Below are 22274 nucleotides of genomic sequence, written 5' to 3'. Positions count from 1 at the left end.
CGGCCGAGGAGCACCGGGAGCAGATCCACCTCCGACTGCGGATCATCGAGGAAGCCGCTCTGCGAGCCCTGGGGATCGGCGGCGGGGACTCGGGCCCTTCTCCTCGGGACCGAGCCGGGAGTCACCCCATCTCCTCCAGCGCCTTGCCCTTCGTCTCCTTGACGAACTTCAGGACGAACGGGATGGAGAGCGCCGCGAAGAACGTGTAGATCAGGTAGGTGCCGGAGAGGTTCCAGTCGGCCAGCGACGGGAAGCTCGCGGTGATCATCCAGTTGGCGATCCACTGCGCGGCGGCGGCCACGCCCAGCGCGGCGGCGCGGATCTTGTTCGGGAACATCTCGCCGAGCAGCACCCAGACGACTACACCCCAGGACAGGGCGAAGAAGAGGACGAAGAGGTGGGCGGCGACCAGGGCGATCAGGCCCTGGGTGGCCGGCAGCTTGCCGTCGACCAACGGGTGCGAGAACGCCCAGGCCTCCAGGGCCAGGCTGACGACCATGCCGGAGGAGCCGATGAGTGCGAGCGGCTTGCGGCCGATGCGGTCCACGAAGATCATCGCGATCACGGTGCCGATGATGTTGATGATCGATGTCGTGAACGAGTAGAGGAACGAGTCCGTCGGATTGATGCCGACCGACTGCCACAGCGTCGCGGAGTAGTAGAACGCGACGTTGATGCCGACGAACTGCTGGAACGCGGACAAACCGATGCCGATCCAGACGATCCGCTTGAAGAGGAAGCTGCTGCCGAGCAGGTCCTTGAAGGTGGACTTGTGCTCGCGCTTCATGGCGTGCTCGATCTCGGTCACGCGGGCGTCGAGGTCGATGCCCTTGCCCTCGACCTCGGCGAGAATCTCGCGGGCGCGCTCGCGGCGGCCGACGGAGAGCAGGTAGCGGGGGGACTCGGGAATGACGAAGGAGAGCATCCCGTACAGCATGGCCGGGACGACCATCACGCCCAGCATGACCTGCCAGGTCTCCAGGCCGATCAGGTTGCCGCGCTGGTTGCCGCCGGCGGCGTGGAGCAGACCCCAGTTGACCAGCTGGGAGGTGGCGATGCCGACGACGATCGCGGCCTGCTGGAAGGAGCCGAGGCGGCCGCGGTAGGCGGGCGGGGCGACCTCGGCGATGTAGGCGGGACCGATGACCGAGGCCATGCCGATGGCGAAGCCGCCGACGATGCGCCAGAAGGCGAGGTCCCACAGGGCGAAGGGCAGGGCCGAGCCGATGGCGCTGATGGCGAACAGGGTCGCGGCGATCTGCATGCACCGGATGCGGCCGATGCGGTCGGCTATGCGGCCCGCGGTCGCGGCGCCGACGGCGCAGCCGATCAGGGCGATGGCGATGACCTGGGCCAGCTCCGCGGATCCGATGCCATAGCGGCTCCGGATGGCCTCGACGGCGCCGTTGATCACGGAGCTGTCGTAACCGAAGAGGAAACCGCCCATGGCGGCCGACGCCGCGATGAAGATGACGTGCCCGAGATGTTCGGGATGAGCCGTACCGGCTCCTGGCCTGGGGGCCTGCTCTGTGCTGGTCACGTGTACTCCTCGGGCGCACCGGCAACGCTGCCGGAGTGGGGGTCAGCCCTTCCAGGTGAAACCTGAAGGAAAAAACAACGCCGCAGAGACCGTGCCTTCACATGTCGAAGTCAACACCCCTGCTACTGCGAGATTTCACCGCCCGCCGAGTGGGCTTGCGTTCAAATGGTGCAGTCAATTATCGGACATGATCCGACTACCCCGAAGTCGCGGAGGCACGCGGGGTTCATGGCGCAGGAGTTCCCGGGCAGCGGGGCCCGGGCCCGTGCTTCGGCTGGACGAGTCGTTCCGAATGCCTGTGGGCATGCAGGCGTACCGCCGCCGCGGCCGCCCTGTGGGGCGGCGGCTATCCGCCCAGCGCGCGGGTGAGGGCCGCGCGCTGCAGCGGCAGTACCTCGGCGTGCAGGTCGCGGCCCTTTCGGGTGAGCGTCACGTACACGCCCCGCCGGTCCTCCGCGCAGACGCTCCGGGCGACCAGGCCGTCCTTCTCCAGCCGGGCGATGAGACGGGACAGCGCGCTCTGGCTGAGATGGATCCGTCCGGCCAGGTTCTGCACTCTGCACTGCTCGCCCTCCGCGGGCGGGGAGGCCACCAGGATGTCGAGCACCTCGAAGTCGGAGGCCCCCAGACCGTACGGATGCAGCGCGCGGTCGATCTCGCCGAGGGTGCGCGCGTGCACCGACAGGATCTCCCGCCACCGCTCCTCGAGCCGCGAGTCCACCGCCTCAGCTGCCATAGGTGAACGGTAGCACTCGTTGGTTTTTCAACGACCGTGTGCATTCCCGCCGGTGGCCAGGGACGGCGTGCTATGTCAACTCGCGCTTCACCGGTTCCGTCGGGAGGATCACCGCGGCCGGTTCCTCGCCGCCGATCCGGGCCGGCAGGACCCGTACCATCTCGGTGCTGATGCGGTCCCAGGGTCGGCGGATCGTGGTGAGGCCGGGGCCGGTGGCGACGGCGGCCGGGGAGTCGTCGAAGCCGCCGACCGCCACGTCCTCCGGTACCCGGTGCCCCGCACGGCGCAGCGCCGTCAGCACCGCCTGCGCCATCAGATCGGAGGCGACGAACACGGCGTCCAAGTCCGGCGCACGGGTCAGCAGCCGCTCCGCGCCCGCCTCACCGCTGGCCCGGCTGTGGTCACCGGAGACGATGAGTGGTGCGCCGCACCGGGGAGTCGGGCACGTTCCTGTTCGCCGTCAACCACACCGGCACCGACACCGAGGTGCCGCTCGACACCCCCGGCACCGAACTGCTGACGGGTGAACGCGCCGCGGGCCGCCTGGCGGTCCCGGGCGGAGCCGTCCGGGTCGTCCGACTCGACCGCTGAGCCACGACTCCCCTCCGCCCGCGTGAACAGCTCACACCGCGGGCGGAGGGACGACGAACACCCATGTTCCATCCCGGACGCACGCTCCGGGCCCTGCTGCTGCCGCTCGCCGCAGGACTCTCCCTCACCGCACCCCCGCCCGGACCGCGACCGCGGCGAGCACGCTCACCGACGGCGGCTTCGAGGCCGACGGTTCAGGCGCGGCCGTCCCCCGCGGCTGGCCCGAGTACTCCGAGCACTCCGAGTACTCCGAGTACGGCGACACCGCCGCCTCGTACACCGAGCCCGGCGGCCGTGGCGGCGTGGTTCCGCCACCGGTGAGTTCGTGAGTTCCTGCAGTCGCGGCGGGGCCCGGTCGCACGCACGGTGCCTGTGCGGCCGGGCCCGTTCCCTCGAGGCGATGTGCGGTTCGACCGCCTTGTGGCCAGGGCGGGCCGACTCTCGGACAAGGTGCCGGAGCGCATGACACGGGGGCTCCGATCGCGGGACAGTGGACGTGCCCGGAGAGGACGCCGGGGCGGAGGTGGACGGCATGCTGAGGACTCCCGCCGACAGGACCCGACTGCGCATCCTGACGTGGCTGAGAGAGCCCGGCCACGCCGCGCACGGAGTCACCTCGGAAGCCGTCGCCGCCCGGTTCGGCATGCCCCACCCCGTGGCCCTCGGCCACCTCCGGCTGCTCACGGCCATCGGCCTGCTGCGCACCAGCCACGTCGCCGGCCGCCCGTACTACCGGCGCGACGAGGTGCGGATCGCCGAGGTCGCGGCGGTGTTCGAGAAGGGCTGGTGGCGCACGCCACCGCGCGACGACCACGGCAGCGTGAAGTGACCCTCTCGTGCCCCAGGCGTTAGGGTGGCCTTCGGCCGCGAGCACGTCTCGCGGCGCGGCGGTGGGGCCCGCCGTACCCGAACCGCGGCACGCCGCCAACGGCCCCTACTTGTGGAGGCGCGCGCCCGCACGTCCGGGCCGCTCGACGAGTAGGAGACGTACGCCCGTGACAGCCCCGCCCACCGAGGTTCTCCGCGGACGCCGCCCCGCCCGGCGTGCCACCGCTCCCGTCGTCGCGGTGGTCGCCCTCGGCGGGGGAGCGGGCGCCACCGCCCGGTACGCGGCCTCCCTGTGGTGGCCGACACCGGCGGACGGGTTCCCCTGGACGACCCTGGGGGTCAACATCACCGGCTGCGCCGTGATCGGCGTGTTCATGGTGATCATCACCGAGGTCCGTACCGCCCACCCCCTGGTCCGCCCGTTCTTCGGCACCGGAGTCCTCGGCGGTTTCACGACCTTCTCGACCTACGCCGTCGACGGCCGGAACCTGTTCGACGGCGGCAGCCACGGCCTCGCCCTCACCTACCTCGCCGTCACCCCGCTCGCGGCGCTCGGCGCCGTGTGGGCGGCCGCGTCCGCGACCCGTCGCGTTCTGAACAGGAGGCAGCCATGACAGGGCTGACCGGCAGTGCGCTGCGCCTGACCGTGTTCATCGGCGAGAACGACACCTGGCACCACCGGCCTCTCTACTCGGAGATCGTCCACCGGGCCCACGCGGCGGGACTGGCGGGCGCCAGCGTCTTCCGCGGCATCGAGGGATTCGGCGCCTCCTCGCTCGTCCACACCTCCCGGCTGCTGTCCCTGAGCGAGGACCTGCCGGTGGCGGTGGTCGTCGTCGACACCGAGGAGCGGGTACGGGCCTTCCTGCCCGAGCTCGACGCGCTCGTCACCGAGGGCCTGGTGACCCTCGAGGCCTGCGAGGTGGTCCGGTACCCGGGCCACGAACGCCCTCCCGGCCCTCCCGCCGCTCCCGGGACGAAGGGCGAAGGGCCGTGAACTGGCTGCTGGTCGTCCTCGGCGCCGTCATCGGGGCACCCCTGCGCTACCTCACCGACCGCGCGGTGCAGTCCCGGTACGACTCGGTGTTCCCCTGGGGGACCTTCACGGTGAACGTGGCCGGCTGCCTGACGCTCGGCCTGCTCACCGGCGCGGCGGCGGAGGGCGCCGCGAGTTCGCACCTCCAGCTGCTGCTCGGAACAGGTCTGTGCGGCGCCCTGACCACGTACTCGACCTTCTCCTACGAGACCCTCCGCCTCGCCGAGGCGGGGGCCGTCCGCTATGCCGCCGTGAACGTCGTGGCGAGCGTCGCGGCCGGGCTGGGCGCGGCGTTCGCCGGCACGGCCCTGGCCGACGCGCTGTGGGCGTGACGGACGTCCCGGCCGCTTCCGCCGCCGCGCGTGCGAGCCGCAGCCCCCTCAGCGGGCCTCGCGCAGTGGTTCCCCCACGCTCCTGAGGTGGCGCAGTGCCGTGCCGTACGAGGCGAACAGCCCTGTCCGGCAGTACGGGATGCCCAGTTCCGCGCAGTACCGCTCGGTGATGACCTGGGCCCGGCCGAGGGCGGGCGTGGGCATGCTGGGGAAGAGATGGTGCTCGATCTGGTGGTTCAGCCCGCCCATGAAGACGTCGACGAACACACCGCCCCTGACGTTGCGGGAGGTGAGGACCTGACGGCGCAGGAAGTCCAGGCGCGTCCCCTCCTCGATCATCGGCATGCCCTTGTGGTTGGGGGCGAACACCGAGCCGAGGTAGATCCCGAACAGACCCTGGTGGACGGCGAGGAAAGCGAGCGCCTTGCCGGGGGAGAGCACCGTGAACAGGCCACCGAAGTACAGGGCGAAGTGGGCGACGAGCAGCGTCCCCTCCAGCACCGGCCGCTTCACCGACGGGCTGCGCAGCGCCCTGAAGCTGCTGAAACTCAGATTGAGTCCCTCCAACGTCAGCATCGGAAGGAACAACGCCGCCTGGTGCTTTCCGATGAACCGCGCGATGCCCTGGGCCCGGCTCGCCTGGCGTCGTGACCAGACCAGGAGGTCGGGGGCGACATCCGGGTCCTTCTGCTCGTGGTTGGGATTCGCGTGGTGGCGGGTGTGCTTGTTCATCCACCAGCCGTAGCTCATGCCCAGCAGCACGTCGGCCACCAGCAGACCACCGACTTCGCTGGGGCGCCGACGGGAGAACACCTGGCGGTGCGCCAGGTCGTGCGCGGCGAGTGCGAGCTGCCCGAAGACCACGGACAGGGCCGCCGCGACGAGCAGCTGGCTCCAGCTGTCGCCCAGGAGGAGGAAGGCGGTCACCCCTCCCGCGAGTGCGAGGGCCAGGGCCCCGAAGCGCAGGGTGTAGTAGAGCGGGCGGCGCCTGAGCAGCCCTTCTGCGGCTATGCGCCGCGACAGTTCGGCGAAGTCGCTCCCCTTCTCGCGGTCGCGTGTGAGCGGGGTTCCGGTGAGCACCGTTGGGTTGGCCATGCACTTGAGTATGTGAACGGTTGCCCGGCCGCAGAATGATGTCGACCCCCGGAACGAGGGGGTGGGTAGCCCCACCGCGCACACCGGGCCGCCCCCTGCTTGACAGCCCCCGCGTTCGCCCGCACGATCACTTCCGTGAACCTGTCAGACAGCCAGACAGGTGGGGCGGGGCCGCGCCGCGTGAGCGCGATGGAAGCGGTTCTCTCCCACCTTCGCGACGCCATCGAGCGGGGCGCGTACGCGATCGGCGACAAACTTCCCTCCGAGGCGGAGCTGTGCCGCACCCTCGGGGTCTCCAGGCCGGTGCTGCGCGAGGCCCTGCGGGCACTGCAGACCATGGGCCTGACCGTGTCCAGGACCGGCAAGGGCACCTTCGTCGTGGCCGATGCGGTGGGAGAGCCCAGGTTCGGCGACTACGCGGCCGGTGACCTGCTGGAAGTGCGCCGCCACGTCGAACTCCCGGTCGCCCGGTACGCGGCCCGGCGGCGCACCCCCGAGAACCTCGACCTGCTGAACCACCTGCTGGACCGGATGGACCGGGAGACCGACACCACCGCGTGGGTCGCCATGGACACTCTTTTCCACCTCGCCGTGGCCGAGTCCACCCAGAACCCCGTGTTCCGCCGGGTCATCGAGGAGATCCGGGACGCGCTGGCCCGCCAGTCCGCCTTCCTGAACCAGCTGGGGGACCGGCGCGAGCACTCCAACCGCGAGCACCGGGCGATCGTGGAGGCGCTGACCGACGGCTCCGAGGACGACGCCCTCGCGGCGATGTCCCACCATCTCGACCGCGTCGAGACGACTCTCGCCGCCATCGTCCGCCCGCCGGGCGCGCACACTTCCACGGACACCACCACGGAAGACCGATCCTGAACCACCACGGAAGACCGATCCTGATGAACATTCCTCCCCCCGCGGCCGCACCCCCGGTCCGCGAACCCCTCCACGCCCCCGTCGCCCACCTGGTCCGCGGCGGGGTCGTCGAGGGCGTCCACTACGGTTCCGCCGTCGTCCTCGGCGCCGACGGCGAGGTCCGGCTCCGGCTCGGTGACATCGAGGCCGCCTGCTACCCGCGCTCCGCGCTCAAGCCCGTCCAGACCGTCGCCATGGTGCGCGCCGGGCTGCCGCTCGACGGTGAACTGCTATCCCTCGCCGCGGCCAGCCACTCCGGCGAGGAACGCCACCTCGCCGGTGTCCGGCGCGTCCTCGCGGGTGCCGGACTCACCGAGGACCACCTGCGCAACGTCCCGGACCTCCCGCTCGGCCCGGCCGTGCGGGACGCCTGGGTGCGCGACGGCCGCCCGCCCTCCCGGCTCGCCCAGAACTGCTCCGGCAAGCACGCCGCCATGCTGCTCACCGCGAAGCTCAACGGCTGGTCCCTCGACGACTACCTCGAGCCCACCCACCCCCTCCAGCGGGCGATCGCCGCGAGCGTCGAGGAGCTCACCGGGCAGCGCGTCGCCCGGGTGACCGTCGACGGCTGCGGCGCGCCCCTGTTCGCCGTCTCCCTGCACGGACTCGCCCGTGCCGCCGCCCGCGTCATCACCGCCGCGCCCGGCACCCCCGAGGCCCGGGTCGCCGACGCGATGCGGGAGCACCCCGAGATGGCCTCCGGCTCCGGCCGGGACGTCGCCGCCCTGATGCGGACCGTTCCCGGGCTGCTCGCCAAGGACGGCTACGAGGGCGTCCAGGTCGCAGCCCTGCCCGACGGCCGTGCCGTGGCCGTGAAGATCTCCGACGGCGCAGGCCGGGCACGTGTCCCGGTGACCGCCGCCGCCCTCGCCCGGGCCGGTGTCGACCCGGCCCTGCTCACCGGATTCGCGGGCGAACCGCTGCTCGGCGGCGGCCGCCCGGTCGGCGATGTCCGCCTCGCACCCGCGCTCGCCCCGCTCGACCGGTCCGGTGCGCGGTGAGCGGTCCGCGCGGGCGGGGAATCACCCCGGTACGGTCGGGCCCCACCTGAGCCGCAGGAACAGCGCCACGCCCGCCGCGCCCAGCAGCGCGGTGCACGTGATCGTCCACGCCACCGGCCGCTCCGGCTCGGCGTCCCGTGCCTCGGGGGCCGAAGCCGGGGTCGGACCGGCCGCGGGTCGGCCCCGGGGTCCCGGCAGCGACGTGGCCCGCAGGGCGTCCAGCGACCCCACCGGATCGACCCGGCCGGACGCCTCGAACCCCCAGTCCAGCAGCGCGCGTGCCTCCTCGTACACGGTGTGTCCGCCGCCCGACCGGGGGTTGAGGACCGTGGCCACGAGGGTGTGCCCGTCCCTGCGGGCGGCCGCCACGAGGGTGTTGCCGGCATTGCTGGTGTAGCCGTTCTTGATCCCGACGAGGCCGGGGTAGCGCTCCACACCGTCGGCGCCGGTGAGCAGCCGGTTGGTGTTGAGGATCCCGTACGATCCGCCGTCACGGCCGGGGAACATCGCTTCCACGCGGGAGCAGTACCGCGCGAAGTCAGGGCTGTGCAGTCCCGCCCGGCCGAAGACGGCCAGGTCGAACGCCGAGGACACCTGGCCGGGAGCGTCGTAGCCGTCGGGCGACCTCACCCAGGTGTCGTGGGCACCCAGGGCGCGGGCCTTTTCCTGCATCCGCTCGGCGGTGACCCGCCAGCCGCCGTTGAGCGCGGCCAGGACGTGCACGGCGTCGTTGCCGGAGCTGAGGAAGACCCCGTTCCACAGGTCGGAGATCCGGTAGGTGTGGTCCTCGGCGACCCCGACGCGGCTGCTGCCGGGGCCGATGTCCGAGAGTTCCTCCTCGCTGACGGTGTGCCGGAGGCCGCCCGGCAGGACGGGCAGCACGGTGAGGGCGAACAGGGTCTTCAGCGTGCTGGCGGGCGGCAGCCTGCGGTGCGCGTCGTGCGCCGCGAGCACCTCGCCGGAGTCGGCGTCGGCCACCAGCCACGATCGGGCGGACAGCTCCGGGACCTCGGGTGCTTCGGCGCGCGGGCGCACCTGTGTGCCGGAGCGGTACAGCAGTGAGTCCGGCGCGGCGCGTGCTCCGGAGCCGGCCTGCGGCGCGGGGTTCGGACGCGTACCGGCGGTCGCCGCGGCGGGTGCGAGCGCCAGCAGGCCCGCCGTGCAGAGGGCGCAGGTGGACACGGCAGCCCGTGAAGCAAATCCGATAGCCATACGGCAAACGTAGGAATGGAACCCTGGAGGGCCGTGGTGACCGGGCCGGAGGCCCTTCGCGAGCACCCGGATGCCGCACGCCGTCACGTCGGCCGGCCACCGGGCAGGGTCGGCCGGACGCGCCGGAGGAAGGTCGCGTTGTCGGGGGTCTCCCGTATCCGCTCCAGCAGGGTTTCCAGGCCGGCCGCCTGCCCGTCCCGGGGCCGCAGAACCCGCCGCAGGCCGCGTGCGGCCGTCAACTCCCCGGGGGTGAGCAGCAGTTCCTCGCGACGGGTGCCGGACGGGACGATGTCGACGGCCGGGAACAGCCGGCGGGAGGCCGCTTCGCGGCTCAGCCGGAGCTCCATGTTGCCGGTGCCCTTGAGCTCCTCGAAGTAGAACTCGTCGGCGCGGGAGCCGGTCTCCACCAGGGCCGAGGCGAGAATCGTGAGCGAGCCGCCTTCCTCCGCCTTGCGGGCGGCGCCGAAGAACCGCTTCGGCCCGATCAGCGCGGACGTGTCGACACCACCGCTCATGGTGCGGCCACCGGAGGGCGCGGCGTTGTTGTACGCCCGGCAGAGCCGGGTCAGCGAGTCGAGCAGGACGACGACGTCCTCGCCCGCCTCGACCAGCCGTTTGGCCCGCTCGATCACCAGCTCGGCAAGAGCGATGTGCTGTTGCGCGGGCCGGTCGAAGGTCGAGGCGTACACCTCGCCGCGCACCGAGCGCCGCATGTCGGTGACCTCCTCGGGACGCTCGTCGAGCAGTACGACCATCAGCCGGCACTCGGGGTGGTTGCCCGCCACGGCCGCCGCGAGCTGCTGGATCAGAACGGTCTTGCCGGTCTTCGGCGGGGCCACGAGCAGACCGCGCTGCCCCTTGCCGACGGGCGCGAGCAGATCGACGAGGCGCCCGGCCGGACCGGACGCGGGGTGCTCCAGGCGCAGCCGCTCCCGCGGGTGAAGCGGTGTCAGGTCCCCGAAGTGCGGCCGGTGGCGCAGGGCGTCGGGCGTACGGCCGTTGACCCGGGCGACCTCGGTGAGACCGCGCCGGTCGCCGCGCAGCCCCTCGACGTGATCGCCCTTGCGCAGGCCGTGCCGGCGGACCAGCGCGGGGGAGACGGCGGGGTCGGACGGGGAGGGCAGGCAGGTGCCGGCCCGCAGCTGCGCCTTCCCGGCCGCGTCGATGTCGAGGACACCGCTGACGGGCCGGGGCTGCTGGTGGACGGAGGGGCGGGGGAGTGCGGTGGTGGTCACGGAGGTCGGACCTTTCGTGGACGACGGGGGAAGAACATGCGGCGGAACGGACGTACGAAGGAAAGGGGGAACCGTGCCGGAGGGTGCGTCTGCCACCCTGGGCTGCGGGAAACAGCACCTCGGCCGTGGCGATGAAGCCCTGCTCACGAGGTGGTGTGGAAAGCCGGACGGCCGGTCGGAAACGACGGGCGGATCGGCGAACCGATGAACCGGTGAAAAAGAGAGAGAAGAACAAAAGAAGAAAGAGAGGAAAGGCACCGACGCCTGCGGTGTGCGTGGAGGCGCTGAACGAGTGCTGCCGCCAAGGTACCACGGGGCGCGAGAGCGCGGTCGAGGGCGACGGTGTACGAGCCGGAGAGCCGGAGAAGGGCCCGCCGGGGCGGTCGGCGGGCCCTGGGACGGAGCCGGTCGGGCGATCGGGCGGTGCTCCGCCGTTCCCGAGTGTGCTCAGGCCAAGCGGTCCCGCTCCTCACGCGCGATTTTCTCGAACTGCGCGCCCATGGCGGCCGCGAGTGCCTGCGCGCCGGACAACGGGCGCACCATCACGGTGAATTCGTCGATACGGCCGTCGTCGTCGACATGGATGAAGTCGCAGCCCTCGATCTCGCGGTCACCCACCCGCGCGGAGAAGACGAGCGCGTGGTCGCGGCCGTTCACGTCGTTGATCTCCCGGAGGTACCGGAAGTCCTCGAAGACCTCCGCCACCGTGCGCAGGATCGCCGCCGTGATCGGCTTGCCGGTGTAGGGCTTGAAGACGACCGGGCTGGTGAAGACGACGTCCTCGGCCAGCAGCGCTTCGGCGGCGTCCATGTCGTGCGCCTCGACAGCCTCACGGAATGCCCGCATCACAGCTCCTCACATCAACGGATCGCACAGGTGCGCACGAGGCTAGCTCCTCGGCCCTTCGGGCAACGCCTGGGTCTAGGCTGATGCGATGTTCAGCCCCGAAGGCCCGCGTCTGCGGGAACTCGCCGTCCAGGCGTTGTCGTCCGTGGAGCGCGGCTACGACCTCCTCGCGTCGAAGTTCGACCACACCCCTTTCCGTACGCCCGACTCGGTGCTCGACGCCACCGCCGGGACGCTGCGGAGACTGGGGCCGTTCGACACGGGGCTCGACCTGTGCTGCGGCACCGGCGCGGGCATGGACGTACTGGCGCGGGTGTGCCGTCGAAGCGTCACCGGCGTCGACTTCAGCGCGGGCATGCTCGCCGTCGCGCGCGAGCGGACCCGGCCCGGGGGGCCGCCGGCCGGTCATGTGCGGGCGGACGCGCGGGCGCTGCCGTTCGGGCCCGTCTTCGATCTGGTGGTGAGCTTCGGGGCATTCGGCCACTTCCTGCCGCGCGAGCTGCCGGAGCTGTTCGCCCAGGTCCACCGCGTGCTGCGGCCGGGGGGACGGTTCGCCTTCCCGGTGGTCGCTCCGCCCCGGCCGGGCTCACTCGCGTACTGGATGCTGACGGGCTTCGACGCGGTGATGCGGGTGCGCAACGCGGTGTGGCGCCCGCCGTTCGTCATGTACTACCGCGCCCTCCGCTTCGGTGACCTCCGGCGCGAGCTGGACCGGGCCGGATTCCGGGTCGAACTCCACCCGCTGCCCGATTTCGGGCAGCGGCCGGACGGCAGCCCCCGGGTCCGCCTGGTCGTCGCCCAGCGGCCCGAGGAGTAGCCGGAGCGCGCCCCGGTCGGCCTTGTCGAGCAGAAACGCTACGCCGACCGGGCAGCGGCCGAACCAGTGAACCTGAAACCACGTCACCCCGCCCTGACCAGCCATTCGGCCTCCCCCGCGCGGCGGGACAACCTCAGATCGACATCGTCGGCGATTCGTGATGTACCGGATGTTTCGGGCGTTGTGCCCCATGCTGGGTCGTGCTGTGTCCACCCCCACTCGAGGCCCTTCTGGGCAGGGGTGGGTGCGTGTGCGACCGACCGGAGGGCCATGTTCAGTCAGGAACGTAACCGTCAGACTTCTTCTCAACCCCGCCGCGCCGTACTCGGTGCCGGGATCGCCGCCGTGGGATCCGGCCTGCTCGCCGCCTGTTCGGACGGCGCACCGGGCCGCAACCACATCGATGGTGCTCCGGGCGCCGAGCCCGCGCGTTCCGCCCCTCCGCGGGACGGCACGCAGGCACCGCCCGCAGAGACTCCGAGCTCCGAACGGCCGACACGGGGGCTGACCCTCACGGCCACTCCCAGCACGGTCGACCTGGGGGGCGGGCAGACCGTCAGGACGTGGACGTACAGTGACGAGCTGCCAGGCCGCGAGGTCCGTATCACCGCAGGGGAAACGCTCAAGCTGACCCTGAACAACCATCTGCCGGAAGCCACCACGGTCCACTGGCACGGCATCGCCGTGCCCAACGACATGGACGGCGTGCCGCACGTGACGCAGCGGCCGATCGCCACGGGCAAATCGTTCACGTACCGGTTCCAGGTTCCGGACCCCGGCACATACTGGCTCCACCCGCACCTGGGCCTGCAAATCGACAGGGGCCTCTACGCGCCACTGATCGTGGACGACCCCCATGAGCCCCTCTCCTACGACCGGGAGTGGGTCATCCTGCTCGACGACTGGCTCGACGGGGTGAACGGCTCGACCCCGGAGGAGGTGTTCGCGCAGCTCCGCAAGGGCAAACCCGCAATGGGGCACGGCCCGGGGCACGGCGAGCAAGAAAGTGACGCCCCGCCTGCCCGCCCCCGGGGAGGGATCGACGTCGGGCACGGGCCGCCCCTGGCCTATGCGCCGGGGCACGGGGACGACGACCCTTCGGAGCCACCGCACGGCGGTAAGGGCACCTACCGGGTGATGAAGAGAGCCGTCAGCAGGCTGCTCGGCGGTCACGCGGGCAACGTCGACCACCCGTACTACCTGATCAACGGGCGGACTTCGGTCGACCCCACGCAGTTCAAGGCCAAGCCCGGCGAACGCATCCGGCTGCGCATCATCAACGCGGCCGCTGAGACGGCGTTCCGGGTGGCGCTCGGGGACCACCAGCTCACCGTCACCCACAGCGACGGCTTTCCCGTACAGCACCACAAGGTCGACTCGCTGCTCCTGGGCATGGCCGAGCGGTACGACGTGCTCGTCACCGTGAAGAGCGGGGTCTTCCCGTTCACCGCGCTCGCCGAGGGGAAAGGCGGGTCGGCGATGGCCGTCCTGCGCGCGGGCAGCGGCGCTGCGCCGAAGCCGTCCGCGCGTCCGCGGGAGTTGAACCGGAACGTGCTGGTTTCGGCCGGGCGGCTGCAGCCGCACGAATCCGTGGCCCTGGACCGGCGCGAACCCGACCGTCAGATCAAACTCATCTTGACCGGCAGTATGAAGAAATTCGACTGGGGCATCGACCACCGGCCCTATTCACCGGACCGCATTCACAAGATCGAACGTGGTGAGCGGGTGCGGTTGGTCGTCTTCAACGGCACGGACATGTGGCATCCCGTCCATCTGCACGGCCACACCTACGGCCTGGCTGACACCGACTCCCCCGGCGCCCGCAAGGACACGGCCGTGGTGCTGCCGCACCACAAGCTGGTAGCCGATTTCGACGCGGAAAATCCAGGGTTGTGGATGCTGCACTGCCACAACATCTACCACTCGGAGTCCGGAATGATGACGACGCTCGGCTACCGGTAGCCGCGCGGCTGCCCCGTCGAGGGAAGCCGCGTCAACGGGCGAAGCCCGTGGCGGAACCTGCCGACGGCGAAAGGGCCGGCTCGGAGGAGGGGTTTCTCCTCCGAGCCGGCCCTTTCGCCGTTCCGGGCGCCGTGCCACACGCATGCCGTCACGTCCGCTCGGCGTGGGGTTCCCCGCTGGGCGGGAGAAGCCGACCAACCGGTCAGCAGGCGCCGGCCGGTTCGGAGGTCCGGCAGACGTTGTTGACGAACTTGTTGTCCTTCCCCTTCTCGTCGCGGGTGACCAGGTCCGCCGGGCCGTTGTCCAGTACGAGGTTGTCGCGGACGGTGTTCTGCTCGTTGGAGACGCCGTCCATGCTGCCGAACACGACGATCCCGCCGGAGTACGGGGAGTCACCCACGTTGTCGTGGACCGAGTTCTGCGTCACCAGCACCTTCTCCGTACCGACGAGGACGATGCCGACCCCCTGGAGGTGGGGCAGGCGCGCGGAGGCGGGGCAGTACTCGTTGTTCTCGTAGACCGCGTTGCGGCGGACGGCCAGGTCGCCCACTGTGCGCGGCAGCACGACGAAGACACCCGCGCAGTTCCCGGTGACGACGTTGTGCTCGACGGTGAGGTTCCTGAGCCGACGGGTGGTCATGCCGATCCGGTTGCCCGTCAGGCGGTTGCCGCTGATCACCGTGCCACGGGAGTCGAGGGTCTTGCTCTCCGCGTCGGCCTCGAACACGTTGGCGGTGTAGAGCCCGGCGTCGCCGTTGCCGCTCGCCGTGTTGTAGCGGAACGAGGCGCGGGTGGAACGATCCTGCGCGATGCCCCACTGACCGTTGTCCCGGGCGGTCACCCGGCGGACCTCCAGCTGGTCGGTGCGCGTGGCCGAGACACCGTTCCTCTTGAACCCTTTGACTGTCAGTGACTGGATCCGTGCCCCGGTGACGGGGTGGTCGTCCGTGCCGGTGACACAGATGCCGTCGCCCGCCTTGGCGCACGCGCTTTCTGCCTCCTCGTCCTTTCCGGGCACGATCACGGTCTGCTCGCCCGCGCCCCGGAGGGTCAGCGGCTTGGTGAGCGTGACGCTTCCGCGGTAGGTGCCCCGCGTCAGGACGATGGTGGCTCCGGGGGCGGCCGCGTCAACGGCCTCCTGGATGGACTGGTCCGGACGGACCACTTGCTCGGATCCGTTGCGGGCGGAGGCGGCCGGCGCGAGGGCGCCCATGCCGACGACGAGGGGCGCGATGGCGCAACTAAGGCATGTGACTTGGTATTTCCTCATGATCCAGACGTTATGGGCGCCCTCGCAGCGCCGCCACTCTTGGCGACCATATGGATACAGAAAGGAGCCGATCGGACCTGTTCCCCGGCTCCGCCGCCGACTGCCCGGCCGGAACGGGGGCACGGCGTGGACAGGGGCAGGGGTCGTGATCGAACGGAGCACCGGCCCCGCGCTTTTGCGAGGTCAGACGTACGAGCGCATCCAGCGGAGCTTGGCCGCCTCCTGGAAGGGGCCGCCGCCCTCGTGGTCGTTGAAGTCGTACACCTCGATGGACTTGTCGTCGTGCGTCCAGGCGTTGAAGGCCGCGAAGACCGTCGAGGGCGGGCAGGTCTGGTCCTCGAGGGCCGCCGAGAACAGCGCCGGGGCACGGCCGCGGGCGGCGAAGTGCACGCCGTCGAAGTAGGACAGGGTGCGCAGGGCGTCCTCGGTGCGGCCCCGGTGCGTCCTGAGGAAGAGACCGATCTCCCGGTACGGATGCCGGTCGGTGAGCGTCGCGGCACGCGGGAAGTCGCACAGGAACGGAACGTCCGGGGCGACGGCCGCCAGGTTCGGGACCAGGCCGCCCACCGCGAGGGCGACTCCGCCGCCCTGACTCGAGCCGACGGCCGCGGTGCGGGCCGCATCGGCCAGCGGATGCGCACGGGCCGCCTCCACCGCGCGCACCGCGTCCGTGAACACCCGGCGGTAGTAGTAGTTCTCGGGCGCGTCGATGCCGCGCGTCATGAACCCGGGGTACGCCGGCGCGCCGCCCACCGGGTCCGCCGTACCACCGCCGGCGCCCCAGGCGCTGCCCTGGCCGCGGGTGTCCATCACGAAGTGCGCCCGGCCCGTGGACGCCCACAGCAGATGCTCGTGGGGCAGACCGCGGCCCCCGCCGTAGCCGATGAACTGCACGACCAGCGGCAGCGGTTCCTCGGCCCCGGCGGGCAGCGTCAGCCAGCCCTTGACCGGGTGGCCCCCGAAGCCGGCGAACGTCACATCGAGGACCCGCACCGTGGACAGGCCCGTGTCGACCGGCTCGAAGCGGACGTCCAGGTCGTGCTCGCGTGCCTCCGCGAGCGTCTTGGACCAGAACGCGTCGAAGTCCTCCGGGGCCGTGGACGCGCTCCGGTACTCGCGCAGTTCGTCGAGCGGTAGGTCGAACAGGGCCATGAGGGACCGCCTTTGTACGGAGACAGTACGAAGCGATCACACCGTACGTGGGCCACGGGAACAGTCGCCAGAGCACGTGCGTGACTCCGTCCGCGCCCGACGCGGGAACAGAGGCACACAGGTAAAGAGCGCGGAAAGCGCTTGTGCCCGCCGAGGCCGCCGTCCTGCGGCGGCCCCGGCGGGGCGTGGGTCAGCCGAAGCGCTCGATACGGATCCGGTCCACGGGCTGGCCGGCCGCGACAAGCAGCCTGGAGGCGTGCTCGGCAAAGGAGTTGGAACCGCACACATAGGCTTCCCACCCGCCCTCGGGAGCGTCGGCCAGGAGCGGCGCCACATGTGCGGCCGTCATACGTCCCACGGCCACGCCCTCCGGCGCGCTCCGGGTGAACACGGGCAGGGTCTCCGCGCCGAACTCACCCCGGTAGATCAGCTCCTCGGGGCTGCGCGCCGACACCAGCAGCCGCAGGGGCAGTGACAGGCCCCGGGCCCTGTGGTGCCGCACCATCGACATCAGCGGGACCACACCCGAGCCGGCTCCCAGCAGCAGCGCGGGCCGGTCGCCCGGCCAGGCGAAGAAGCCGCTCAGCGGGCCGCGCACCTCGACCCGGTCGCCGGGCCGGGCCACCGAGTGGAACCAGCCCGAGACCTCGCCGCCCGCCACATGGTCCAGGGTCAGCTCGATGTGGCCGGAGCCGTCCGGTGCGGACGCGATCGAGTAGTGGCGCTGAGCCACATAGCCGTCCTCGGCGGTCAGCCGCAGCAGCAGGTGCTGACCCGGCACGTGTCCCGGCCAGCCGGGCACGGCGAAGCGGAAAGTCGCGGCGCGTGGGGTCTCGCGGCGGATCCCGGTCAGTGTCGCCGTCCGCCACACCGAGGCCGTCTGCTCGCTCACGCCGATGCGCCCGGGTACGGCGAACCGTGTCGGCGGGGTGAACCGGGCGGGCGGAGCCGGATCGTTCGGCCCTCGTGGCAGTGTCAGCCGCTCAGTCACCGGAGTACCGCTGCTCCTCCCAGGGATTGCCGCGCGCGTGGTAGCCGTTGCCCTCCCAGAAACCCGGCTCGTCGTGGTCGAGGATCCGCAGGCCCGCGATCCACTTGACGCTCTTCCAGAAGTACAGGTGCGGCACGATCAGCCGGGCCGGGCCGCCGTGCTCGGGCGGGATCGGCCGACCGTCGTACTCCCGGACGATCCAGGCCCGCCCGCCGGTCAGGTCGGCGAGCGGCAGGTTCGCCGTGTAGCCGGTGTGCGAGTAGGCGACGGCATGGGTGGCGGACCCGTCGGGCCGGACGAGATCCATGAAGGTGTCCAGGGAGACGCCGCCGAACCGCACCCCGAACTTCGACCAGCCCGTCACGCAGTGGATCGCGCCCTCGTACGCCGAGGCCGGCAGGGCGTGCGCCTGCTCCCAGTCCCACGTACGGGGCTCGGCCACCAGCCCGTCGATCCGGAACGTCCAGTCGGCGGGCGCGAGGTCGGGGGTGACCTCGGCGGACAGCACGGGCCATTCGTCGCCCGCGTCGTACTGGCCGGGCGGCAGGCCGGGATGGTCCGTGCGGGGGCGGCCGGTGAAGCCGCGGGTGATGTTCACGTGATCGGCGATTCCGTTGCGAGTGGTGCTCAGATGGTTCTGGTGTTTCCGATGTTCTCCGGCTTCAACCGTACGGGGTGCCGGAGAACACCCGCACACCGATCTCTCTTGCCGGCCCCCGGCCGTACCGCCGGCGTCCCCGGCCGCCCCACCGGCCTCGGTCTCGCCGCGCCGTGTGCACCGCGCCGTACGGAAAACGCCGGACGACCGGCAGCCCCGTCGGGTAATGTGGCGGCTCGGCTGCGGACGGTCCCAGCCGTCGACGGCTCAGGGAGGTGAGACCCATTACCGCTGTGTCAGGTCGGGTGCTCTCACCTCGAAGCGACGCGGATCACCCGCAGTAGGTGACCGCGGGAGCACCCTTCGGCTCCCGAAAGGCTCTTGCCGCCATGCCGTCCCCGTCTCCCTCGCCCGCCCCGCAGTCCTCCCCCCGGTTCTCTCCCGCCCGGCCGCAGCCCGCCCGGCCGCAGCCCGCCCGGCCGCAGCCCGCCGGGCCGCCACCCGCCCCGCCTTCCGCGCCCGCCGACCGGGACTCCGTCGTCGCCACGCTGCGCGCCGCGGGCTGTGTCTTCGCCGAGGACGAGGCCGAGCTGATCCTCACCGCCGCGCACACCCCGGACGAGGCGACCGCGATGGTCGAGCGCAGGGTGCGCGGGCTTCCGCTCGAACTCGTCGTCGGCTGGGCCGAGTTCAGGGACCGACGGATCGCCGTGACCCCCGGTGTCTTCGTACCCCGGCGCCGTACCGAGTTCCTCGTGACGCAGGCGCTCGCCCAGGCACCCGACGCGGCCGTCGTCGTGGACCTGTGCTGCGGTTCGGGCGCCGTCGGCGCGGCGCTGGCCGACGGGCTCGGCGCGGTCGAACTGCACGCCGCCGACATCGACCCGGTCGCCGTGCGCTGTGCCCGCCGCAATGTCGCGGACGCCGGCGGCCAGGTGCACGTCGGAGACCTGTTCGAGGCGCTGCCCGCAGCGTTGCGCGGCCGGATCGACATCCTCGCGGCCAATGTGCCGTACGTGCCCAGCGGCGAGATCGGTCTGCTCCCGCCGGAGGCCCGCGACCACGAGCCGCGCGTCGCACTCGACGGCGGCACGGACGGGCTCGACGTGCTGCGCCGGGTGGCCGCCGGGGCCCTCGACTGGCTGGCGCCCGGCGGGTGCCTCCTGGTCGAGACGAGCCGCCGGCAGGCTCCCGCGGCCGCCGCCGTCCTCACCGGTGCCGGACTGCGGGCCCGCCGGGCCGCATCCGAGGAGGAGCACGCCCATGTCGTGATCGGCGTCAGACCGTAGGACGGCCCGCGCGTTCCGTACCACCGGGAGTCGTCGCGCGGGCGATGAGCAGGGCCACGTCGTCGAAGTTGTCGGGCTCGTGCAGCGTGCGCAGCAGCAGGTCGCACATGTCCTCGAGGGAGCGGTCGGGGCCGTGCAGCAGCGTGAGCAGGCGGTCGAGACGTTGGTCCAGCGGGTGTCGGCGGGTCTCGACGAGGCCGTCGGTGTAGAGCACCAGCCGATCGCCCGGCTCGATCCCGACGACGGTCGTGGAGAACTTGACGCCGCCCACGCCCAGCGGCACCCCGGTGGGCAGATCGAGCAGTTCCGGGGTGCCGCCGGCCCGTACCCGTACCGGCGGCAGATGTCCCGCGTTGGCGATCAGGCACTGGTGCTCACGGGGGTCGTGGACGGCGTAGACACAGGTGGCGATGGCATCCTCCAGACCGCCGACGATCCGGTCGAGGTGCTCCAGGAGCACCGCCGGATCGAGGCCGAGCGAGGCCAGCGTGTTCGTCGCCGTGCGCAGCCGTCCCATGGTGGCCGCCGCCGGGATGCCGCTGCCCATGACGTCTCCCACCACGAGGGCCGTCCTGCCGCCGCCCAGCGGGATCACGTCGAACCAGTCACCGCCCACCTCGCTGGTGCTGCCCGCGGGCTGGTAGCGGGAGGCGACCTCGAGACCGCCCGTGACGGGCGGATGGCTGGGCAGCAGACTGCGCTGCAGGGTGAGCGCGGCGTCGCGGGCGCTCTGGTACCAGCGGGCGTTGTCGATCTGCACTGCCGCGCGGGCGGCCAGTTCCCGGGCCAGCAGCAGATCGTCCTCGTCGAACGGCCGTGGATTGCCGGTGCGCTTGAGGTCGAGCGCGCCCAGCACCTCGCCGCGCGCGATGAGCGGCACTGCCAGATACGAGTGCACACCCGCCCGGCTCAGCAGTTCGGTCGCCTGGGCGGAGCGGGCGATGCGGGTGAGGTGTTCCTCCTTCACCTGCGGCAGCATCACGGGCAGGCCGGTGCGTACGCACTCGGTGACCAGCCGGTCCGGGCCGTACCGGGCCACCTGGCCCGGCGGATCGGCCGCCCGCAGGGCGTCGTCCGCGCCCGCGCCCGCGCCCCGGACCGCCAGCGCCCGGATCATCGCCGGTTCGGCCGGGGCGAGGGTGCTGCGGTGGCCCCGGACCACCGCGTCCAGCAGGTCCACGGCCGCCACGTCGGCCAGTTCCGGCACGGCCACGTCGGCCAGCTCACGGGCCGTACGCTCCAGGTCCAGGGTGGTGCCGATCCGCACCGAGGCATCGGCGACGACGGCCAGCCGGCGCCGGGCCGTCTCGGCCTCCACGGCCGCCCGGTACTGCTCGGTGATGTCCACCACGGACACGGCCACGCCCAGCACCGAGCCGAGCGCGTTCTCCAGCCGGTAGAGCGAGACCGACCAGGCGTGGTCCACCTCGGGATCGGCCGGGGTCCGGCCGATCATGGACTGGTCGACGACCGGTTTCCCGGTGTCCAGGACCCGGAGCGCCGCGGCCTCGACGGCGTCGGCGTCCAGCCGCGGCAGCACCTCGCGGACCGTGCGGCCCAGATGGTCGTCGGCCGGCATGCCGTTGATCTGTTCCAGCGCCGGGTTGACCGAGACGTATCGCAGGCCGGTGTCCAGTACGGCCAGCCCGATCGGGGACTGGGCGACGATCCGGGTGGACAGCGCCACGTCCCGCTCCATCCGGCGCACGGTCGACTGGTCGACCGCGAGGCCGAGGGCGTAGACGGCGCCGCGGTCGTCCGTCAGCCGCATGTTGCGGAACTCCACCATCCGGGTGCCGCCGTCCTTGCGCCGGATGGGGAAGGCCCCGGCCCAGCTCTGCCCGGTGCGCATGACGTCGGAGAACAACTCGACCACCAGGTCCAGATACCGCTCGTCCACCATGATCCGCGCGGCGTACCGGCCCAGCGCCTCCTCGGTGCTGTAGCCGAACAGTTCCTCGGCCTGGGGGCTCCACAGGACGATCCGCCCCTCGGGGTCCAGCACCACCGAGGCCACACGCAGCACGTCGAGCAGCCCGCTGGGACGGACCGGCCCCGGTGCCGCCCCGCCGCCCTCGACCAGGGGTGACTCGGCTGAACTCATCGCACGCCCCGCCTTCGCCGATTCTCACGGCACGCCGTCGCGGTGCCGCCATCCCTTGTTCTACCGCGCGTGGGGGGGATTTTCCGCCGCTCCGACCGTCTGCTGCCACCTCCTTCCTCTCATCCGGCGGGTGCCCCGCGGTCCCCCCCCGGGCACGCCGGTGGTGCGCGGGTAGTGCTCCCGCGCGGGCGGTGTTTCCCTGGGGAGGGGCGGGGAAGCCGGTGTGGCGACGAGAGGAGCGATCACGATGGGCAGTGAACGAGCGCACCCGGAATCCGTCTCGGTCGAGATCAGCGGGTGCGACAAGCATGACGCGCGGATCGTCTTCGACACGCTGTGCGCGTGCTACACGTCCGACCGGTGCTCCGACGACGTACCGGAGAAGTTCCACGAGACCCGCCCGATGGTGTGGCTCGGCACGTTCGACGTAGCCGCCCCGCAGGAGGGCGGCGCCCGCCCGGCCCGGCTGTCGTCGTCGGTCGACGCCGACGTGCACGGCGGCTACTGGGCCGTCGACCGGTTCCGCACCACCCTCGACTCCCTGTTCACGGTGCACGATCTGAGCACGGTATCGGGCGACCAGGAGGAGGAGCTGCACATCCGCCTCGAAAGCCGGTGACCCGCCGGGGCGCGGTGGCGCACACGGACACCCCCGACGGTCCTTGCGCCGCCGGCTCACCGCGCCCTCCGTCATGTTTGTGCAACTAGTTGCACAAACAGGTGCGCG

General features: G+C 71.8%; 22 protein-coding genes and 2 pseudogenes. 12 read left to right on the top strand and 12 right to left on the bottom strand.

Translation table 11 applies throughout. From position 1 onward, the window contains the following. Window positions 1–121: 121 nt before the first annotated feature. The 3 genes from DIZ27_RS33605 to DIZ27_RS33595 form a co-directional block, all read right to left on the bottom strand. Window positions 122–1540 carry a sugar porter family MFS transporter gene (locus DIZ27_RS33605; protein WP_109382192.1) on the bottom strand — a complete coding sequence of 473 codons (1419 nt, stop codon included), beginning with the start codon at window positions 1538–1540 and terminating at the stop codon, window positions 122–124. 346 nt (window positions 1541–1886) lie between these two features. Continuing rightward, a complete protein-coding gene (locus tag DIZ27_RS33600; protein ID WP_109382191.1) occupies window positions 1887–2276 on the bottom strand; it encodes a MarR family winged helix-turn-helix transcriptional regulator in 390 nt (129 codons plus the stop codon). Between the two features lie 70 nt (window positions 2277–2346). After that, a complete protein-coding gene (locus DIZ27_RS33595) occupies window positions 2347–2610 on the bottom strand; it encodes a substrate-binding domain-containing protein (protein WP_375232032.1) in 264 nt (87 codons plus the stop codon). Window positions 2611–2693: 83 nt separating this feature from the next. On the opposite strand from DIZ27_RS33595, the pseudogene DIZ27_RS33590 reads away from it, so the two are divergent. The 6 genes and pseudogenes from DIZ27_RS33590 to crcB form a co-directional block, all read left to right on the top strand. After that, window positions 2694–2867: pseudogene (locus DIZ27_RS33590) on the top strand (Beta-galactosidase C-terminal domain); the annotation flags it as partial. Window positions 2868–2930: 63 nt separating this feature from the next. Further along, window positions 2931–3169, top strand: a pseudogene (locus tag DIZ27_RS47690) (arabinogalactan endo-1,4-beta-galactosidase); the annotation flags it as partial. 230 nt (window positions 3170–3399) lie between these two features. Beyond that, window positions 3400–3696 (top strand): helix-turn-helix transcriptional regulator, encoded by a 297-nt coding sequence (locus DIZ27_RS33580; RefSeq protein WP_181383814.1) that lies wholly within the window; start codon window positions 3400–3402, stop codon window positions 3694–3696. Between the two features lie 166 nt (window positions 3697–3862). Continuing rightward, window positions 3863–4309 (top strand): CrcB family protein, encoded by a 447-nt coding sequence (locus DIZ27_RS33575; RefSeq protein WP_109382190.1) that lies wholly within the window; start codon window positions 3863–3865, stop codon window positions 4307–4309. Next, the gene (locus DIZ27_RS33570) at window positions 4306–4692 is read left to right on the top strand and encodes a DUF190 domain-containing protein (RefSeq protein ID WP_109382189.1); all 387 of its coding nucleotides are present in this window, start codon (window positions 4306–4308) and stop codon (window positions 4690–4692) included. The genes DIZ27_RS33575 and DIZ27_RS33570 overlap by 4 nt, the downstream gene beginning before the upstream one ends. Beyond that, window positions 4689–5063, top strand: coding sequence for a fluoride efflux transporter CrcB (crcB, locus tag DIZ27_RS33565; RefSeq protein ID WP_109382188.1), 375 nt, complete (start codon window positions 4689–4691; stop codon window positions 5061–5063). The genes DIZ27_RS33570 and crcB overlap by 4 nt, the downstream gene beginning before the upstream one ends. A 48-nt stretch (window positions 5064–5111) precedes the next feature. Here the strand turns inward: crcB and DIZ27_RS33560 are convergent, their stop codons facing one another. Further along, the gene (locus DIZ27_RS33560) at window positions 5112–6158 is read right to left on the bottom strand and encodes an acyl-CoA desaturase (protein WP_109382187.1); all 1047 of its coding nucleotides are present in this window, start codon (window positions 6156–6158) and stop codon (window positions 5112–5114) included. Window positions 6159–6293: 135 nt separating this feature from the next. Between DIZ27_RS33560 and DIZ27_RS33555 the strand changes: the two genes are divergently transcribed. Then, window positions 6294–7031, top strand: coding sequence for a FadR/GntR family transcriptional regulator (locus DIZ27_RS33555; protein WP_109382186.1), 738 nt, complete (start codon window positions 6294–6296; stop codon window positions 7029–7031). A 23-nt stretch (window positions 7032–7054) separates the two neighbouring features. Continuing rightward, entirely contained in the window at window positions 7055–8071 is a 1017-nt protein-coding gene (locus DIZ27_RS33550) for an asparaginase (RefSeq protein ID WP_109382185.1), read from the top strand. Between the two features lie 21 nt (window positions 8072–8092). On the opposite strand, the gene DIZ27_RS33545 is transcribed toward DIZ27_RS33550, so the two are convergent. From DIZ27_RS33545 to DIZ27_RS33535, 3 genes are all read right to left on the bottom strand, one after another. Continuing rightward, window positions 8093–9283 (bottom strand): D-alanyl-D-alanine carboxypeptidase family protein, encoded by a 1191-nt coding sequence (locus DIZ27_RS33545; RefSeq protein WP_109382184.1) that lies wholly within the window; start codon window positions 9281–9283, stop codon window positions 8093–8095. An 83-nt stretch (window positions 9284–9366) separates the two neighbouring features. Then, a complete protein-coding gene (gene rho, locus DIZ27_RS33540) occupies window positions 9367–10518 on the bottom strand; it encodes a transcription termination factor Rho (protein WP_109382183.1) in 1152 nt (383 codons plus the stop codon). A gap of 447 nt (window positions 10519–10965) precedes the next feature. Further along, entirely contained in the window at window positions 10966–11364 is a 399-nt protein-coding gene (locus DIZ27_RS33535; RefSeq protein ID WP_109382182.1) for a nuclear transport factor 2 family protein, read from the bottom strand. Between the two features lie 88 nt (window positions 11365–11452). Between DIZ27_RS33535 and DIZ27_RS33530 the strand changes: the two genes are divergently transcribed. Both DIZ27_RS33530 and DIZ27_RS33525 read left to right on the top strand, forming a co-directional pair. Continuing rightward, a complete protein-coding gene (locus DIZ27_RS33530) occupies window positions 11453–12181 on the top strand; it encodes a class I SAM-dependent methyltransferase (RefSeq protein ID WP_109382181.1) in 729 nt (242 codons plus the stop codon). A 270-nt stretch (window positions 12182–12451) separates the two neighbouring features. Continuing rightward, the gene (locus tag DIZ27_RS33525) at window positions 12452–14143 is read left to right on the top strand and encodes a multicopper oxidase family protein (protein WP_109382180.1); all 1692 of its coding nucleotides are present in this window, start codon (window positions 12452–12454) and stop codon (window positions 14141–14143) included. 202 nt (window positions 14144–14345) lie between these two features. On the opposite strand, the gene DIZ27_RS33520 is transcribed toward DIZ27_RS33525, so the two are convergent. The 4 genes from DIZ27_RS33520 to DIZ27_RS33505 all read right to left on the bottom strand — a co-directional run bounded on the left by DIZ27_RS33520 (window position 14346) and on the right by DIZ27_RS33505 (window position 18154). Then, entirely contained in the window at window positions 14346–15413 is a 1068-nt protein-coding gene (locus DIZ27_RS33520; RefSeq protein WP_109382179.1) for a nitrous oxide reductase family maturation protein NosD, read from the bottom strand. Window positions 15414–15596: 183 nt separating this feature from the next. After that, window positions 15597–16565, bottom strand: a complete 969-nt coding sequence (locus DIZ27_RS33515) for an acetylxylan esterase (protein ID WP_109382178.1) — start codon at window positions 16563–16565, stop codon at window positions 15597–15599. A gap of 190 nt (window positions 16566–16755) precedes the next feature. Continuing rightward, the gene (locus DIZ27_RS33510) at window positions 16756–17538 is read right to left on the bottom strand and encodes a ferredoxin reductase (protein WP_109382224.1); all 783 of its coding nucleotides are present in this window, start codon (window positions 17536–17538) and stop codon (window positions 16756–16758) included. A 10-nt stretch (window positions 17539–17548) separates the two neighbouring features. After that, window positions 17549–18154 carry a sulfite oxidase-like oxidoreductase gene (locus DIZ27_RS33505; protein WP_109382177.1) on the bottom strand — a complete coding sequence of 202 codons (606 nt, stop codon included), beginning with the start codon at window positions 18152–18154 and terminating at the stop codon, window positions 17549–17551. A 389-nt stretch (window positions 18155–18543) separates the two neighbouring features. On the opposite strand from DIZ27_RS33505, the gene DIZ27_RS33500 reads away from it, so the two are divergent. After that, window positions 18544–19443, top strand: a complete 900-nt coding sequence (locus tag DIZ27_RS33500; protein WP_109382176.1) for a putative protein N(5)-glutamine methyltransferase — start codon at window positions 18544–18546, stop codon at window positions 19441–19443. On the opposite strand, the gene DIZ27_RS33495 is transcribed toward DIZ27_RS33500, so the two are convergent. After that, a complete protein-coding gene (locus DIZ27_RS33495) occupies window positions 19433–21547 on the bottom strand; it encodes a SpoIIE family protein phosphatase (RefSeq protein ID WP_109382175.1) in 2115 nt (704 codons plus the stop codon). The two genes, DIZ27_RS33500 and DIZ27_RS33495, sit on opposite strands and share 11 nt — an antisense overlap. Before the next feature lie 247 nt (window positions 21548–21794). Between DIZ27_RS33495 and DIZ27_RS33490 the strand changes: the two genes are divergently transcribed. After that, the gene (locus tag DIZ27_RS33490) at window positions 21795–22166 is read left to right on the top strand and encodes a hypothetical protein (RefSeq protein WP_109382174.1); all 372 of its coding nucleotides are present in this window, start codon (window positions 21795–21797) and stop codon (window positions 22164–22166) included. Window positions 22167–22274 lie beyond the last annotated feature (108 nt).

The organism is Streptomyces sp. NWU339 (assembly GCF_003143855.1).
GTDB lineage: Bacteria > Actinomycetota > Actinomycetes > Streptomycetales > Streptomycetaceae > Streptomyces.
Note: the sequence above shows the minus strand (reverse complement) of the source record. Positions and strands in the feature narration are given on the sequence as shown.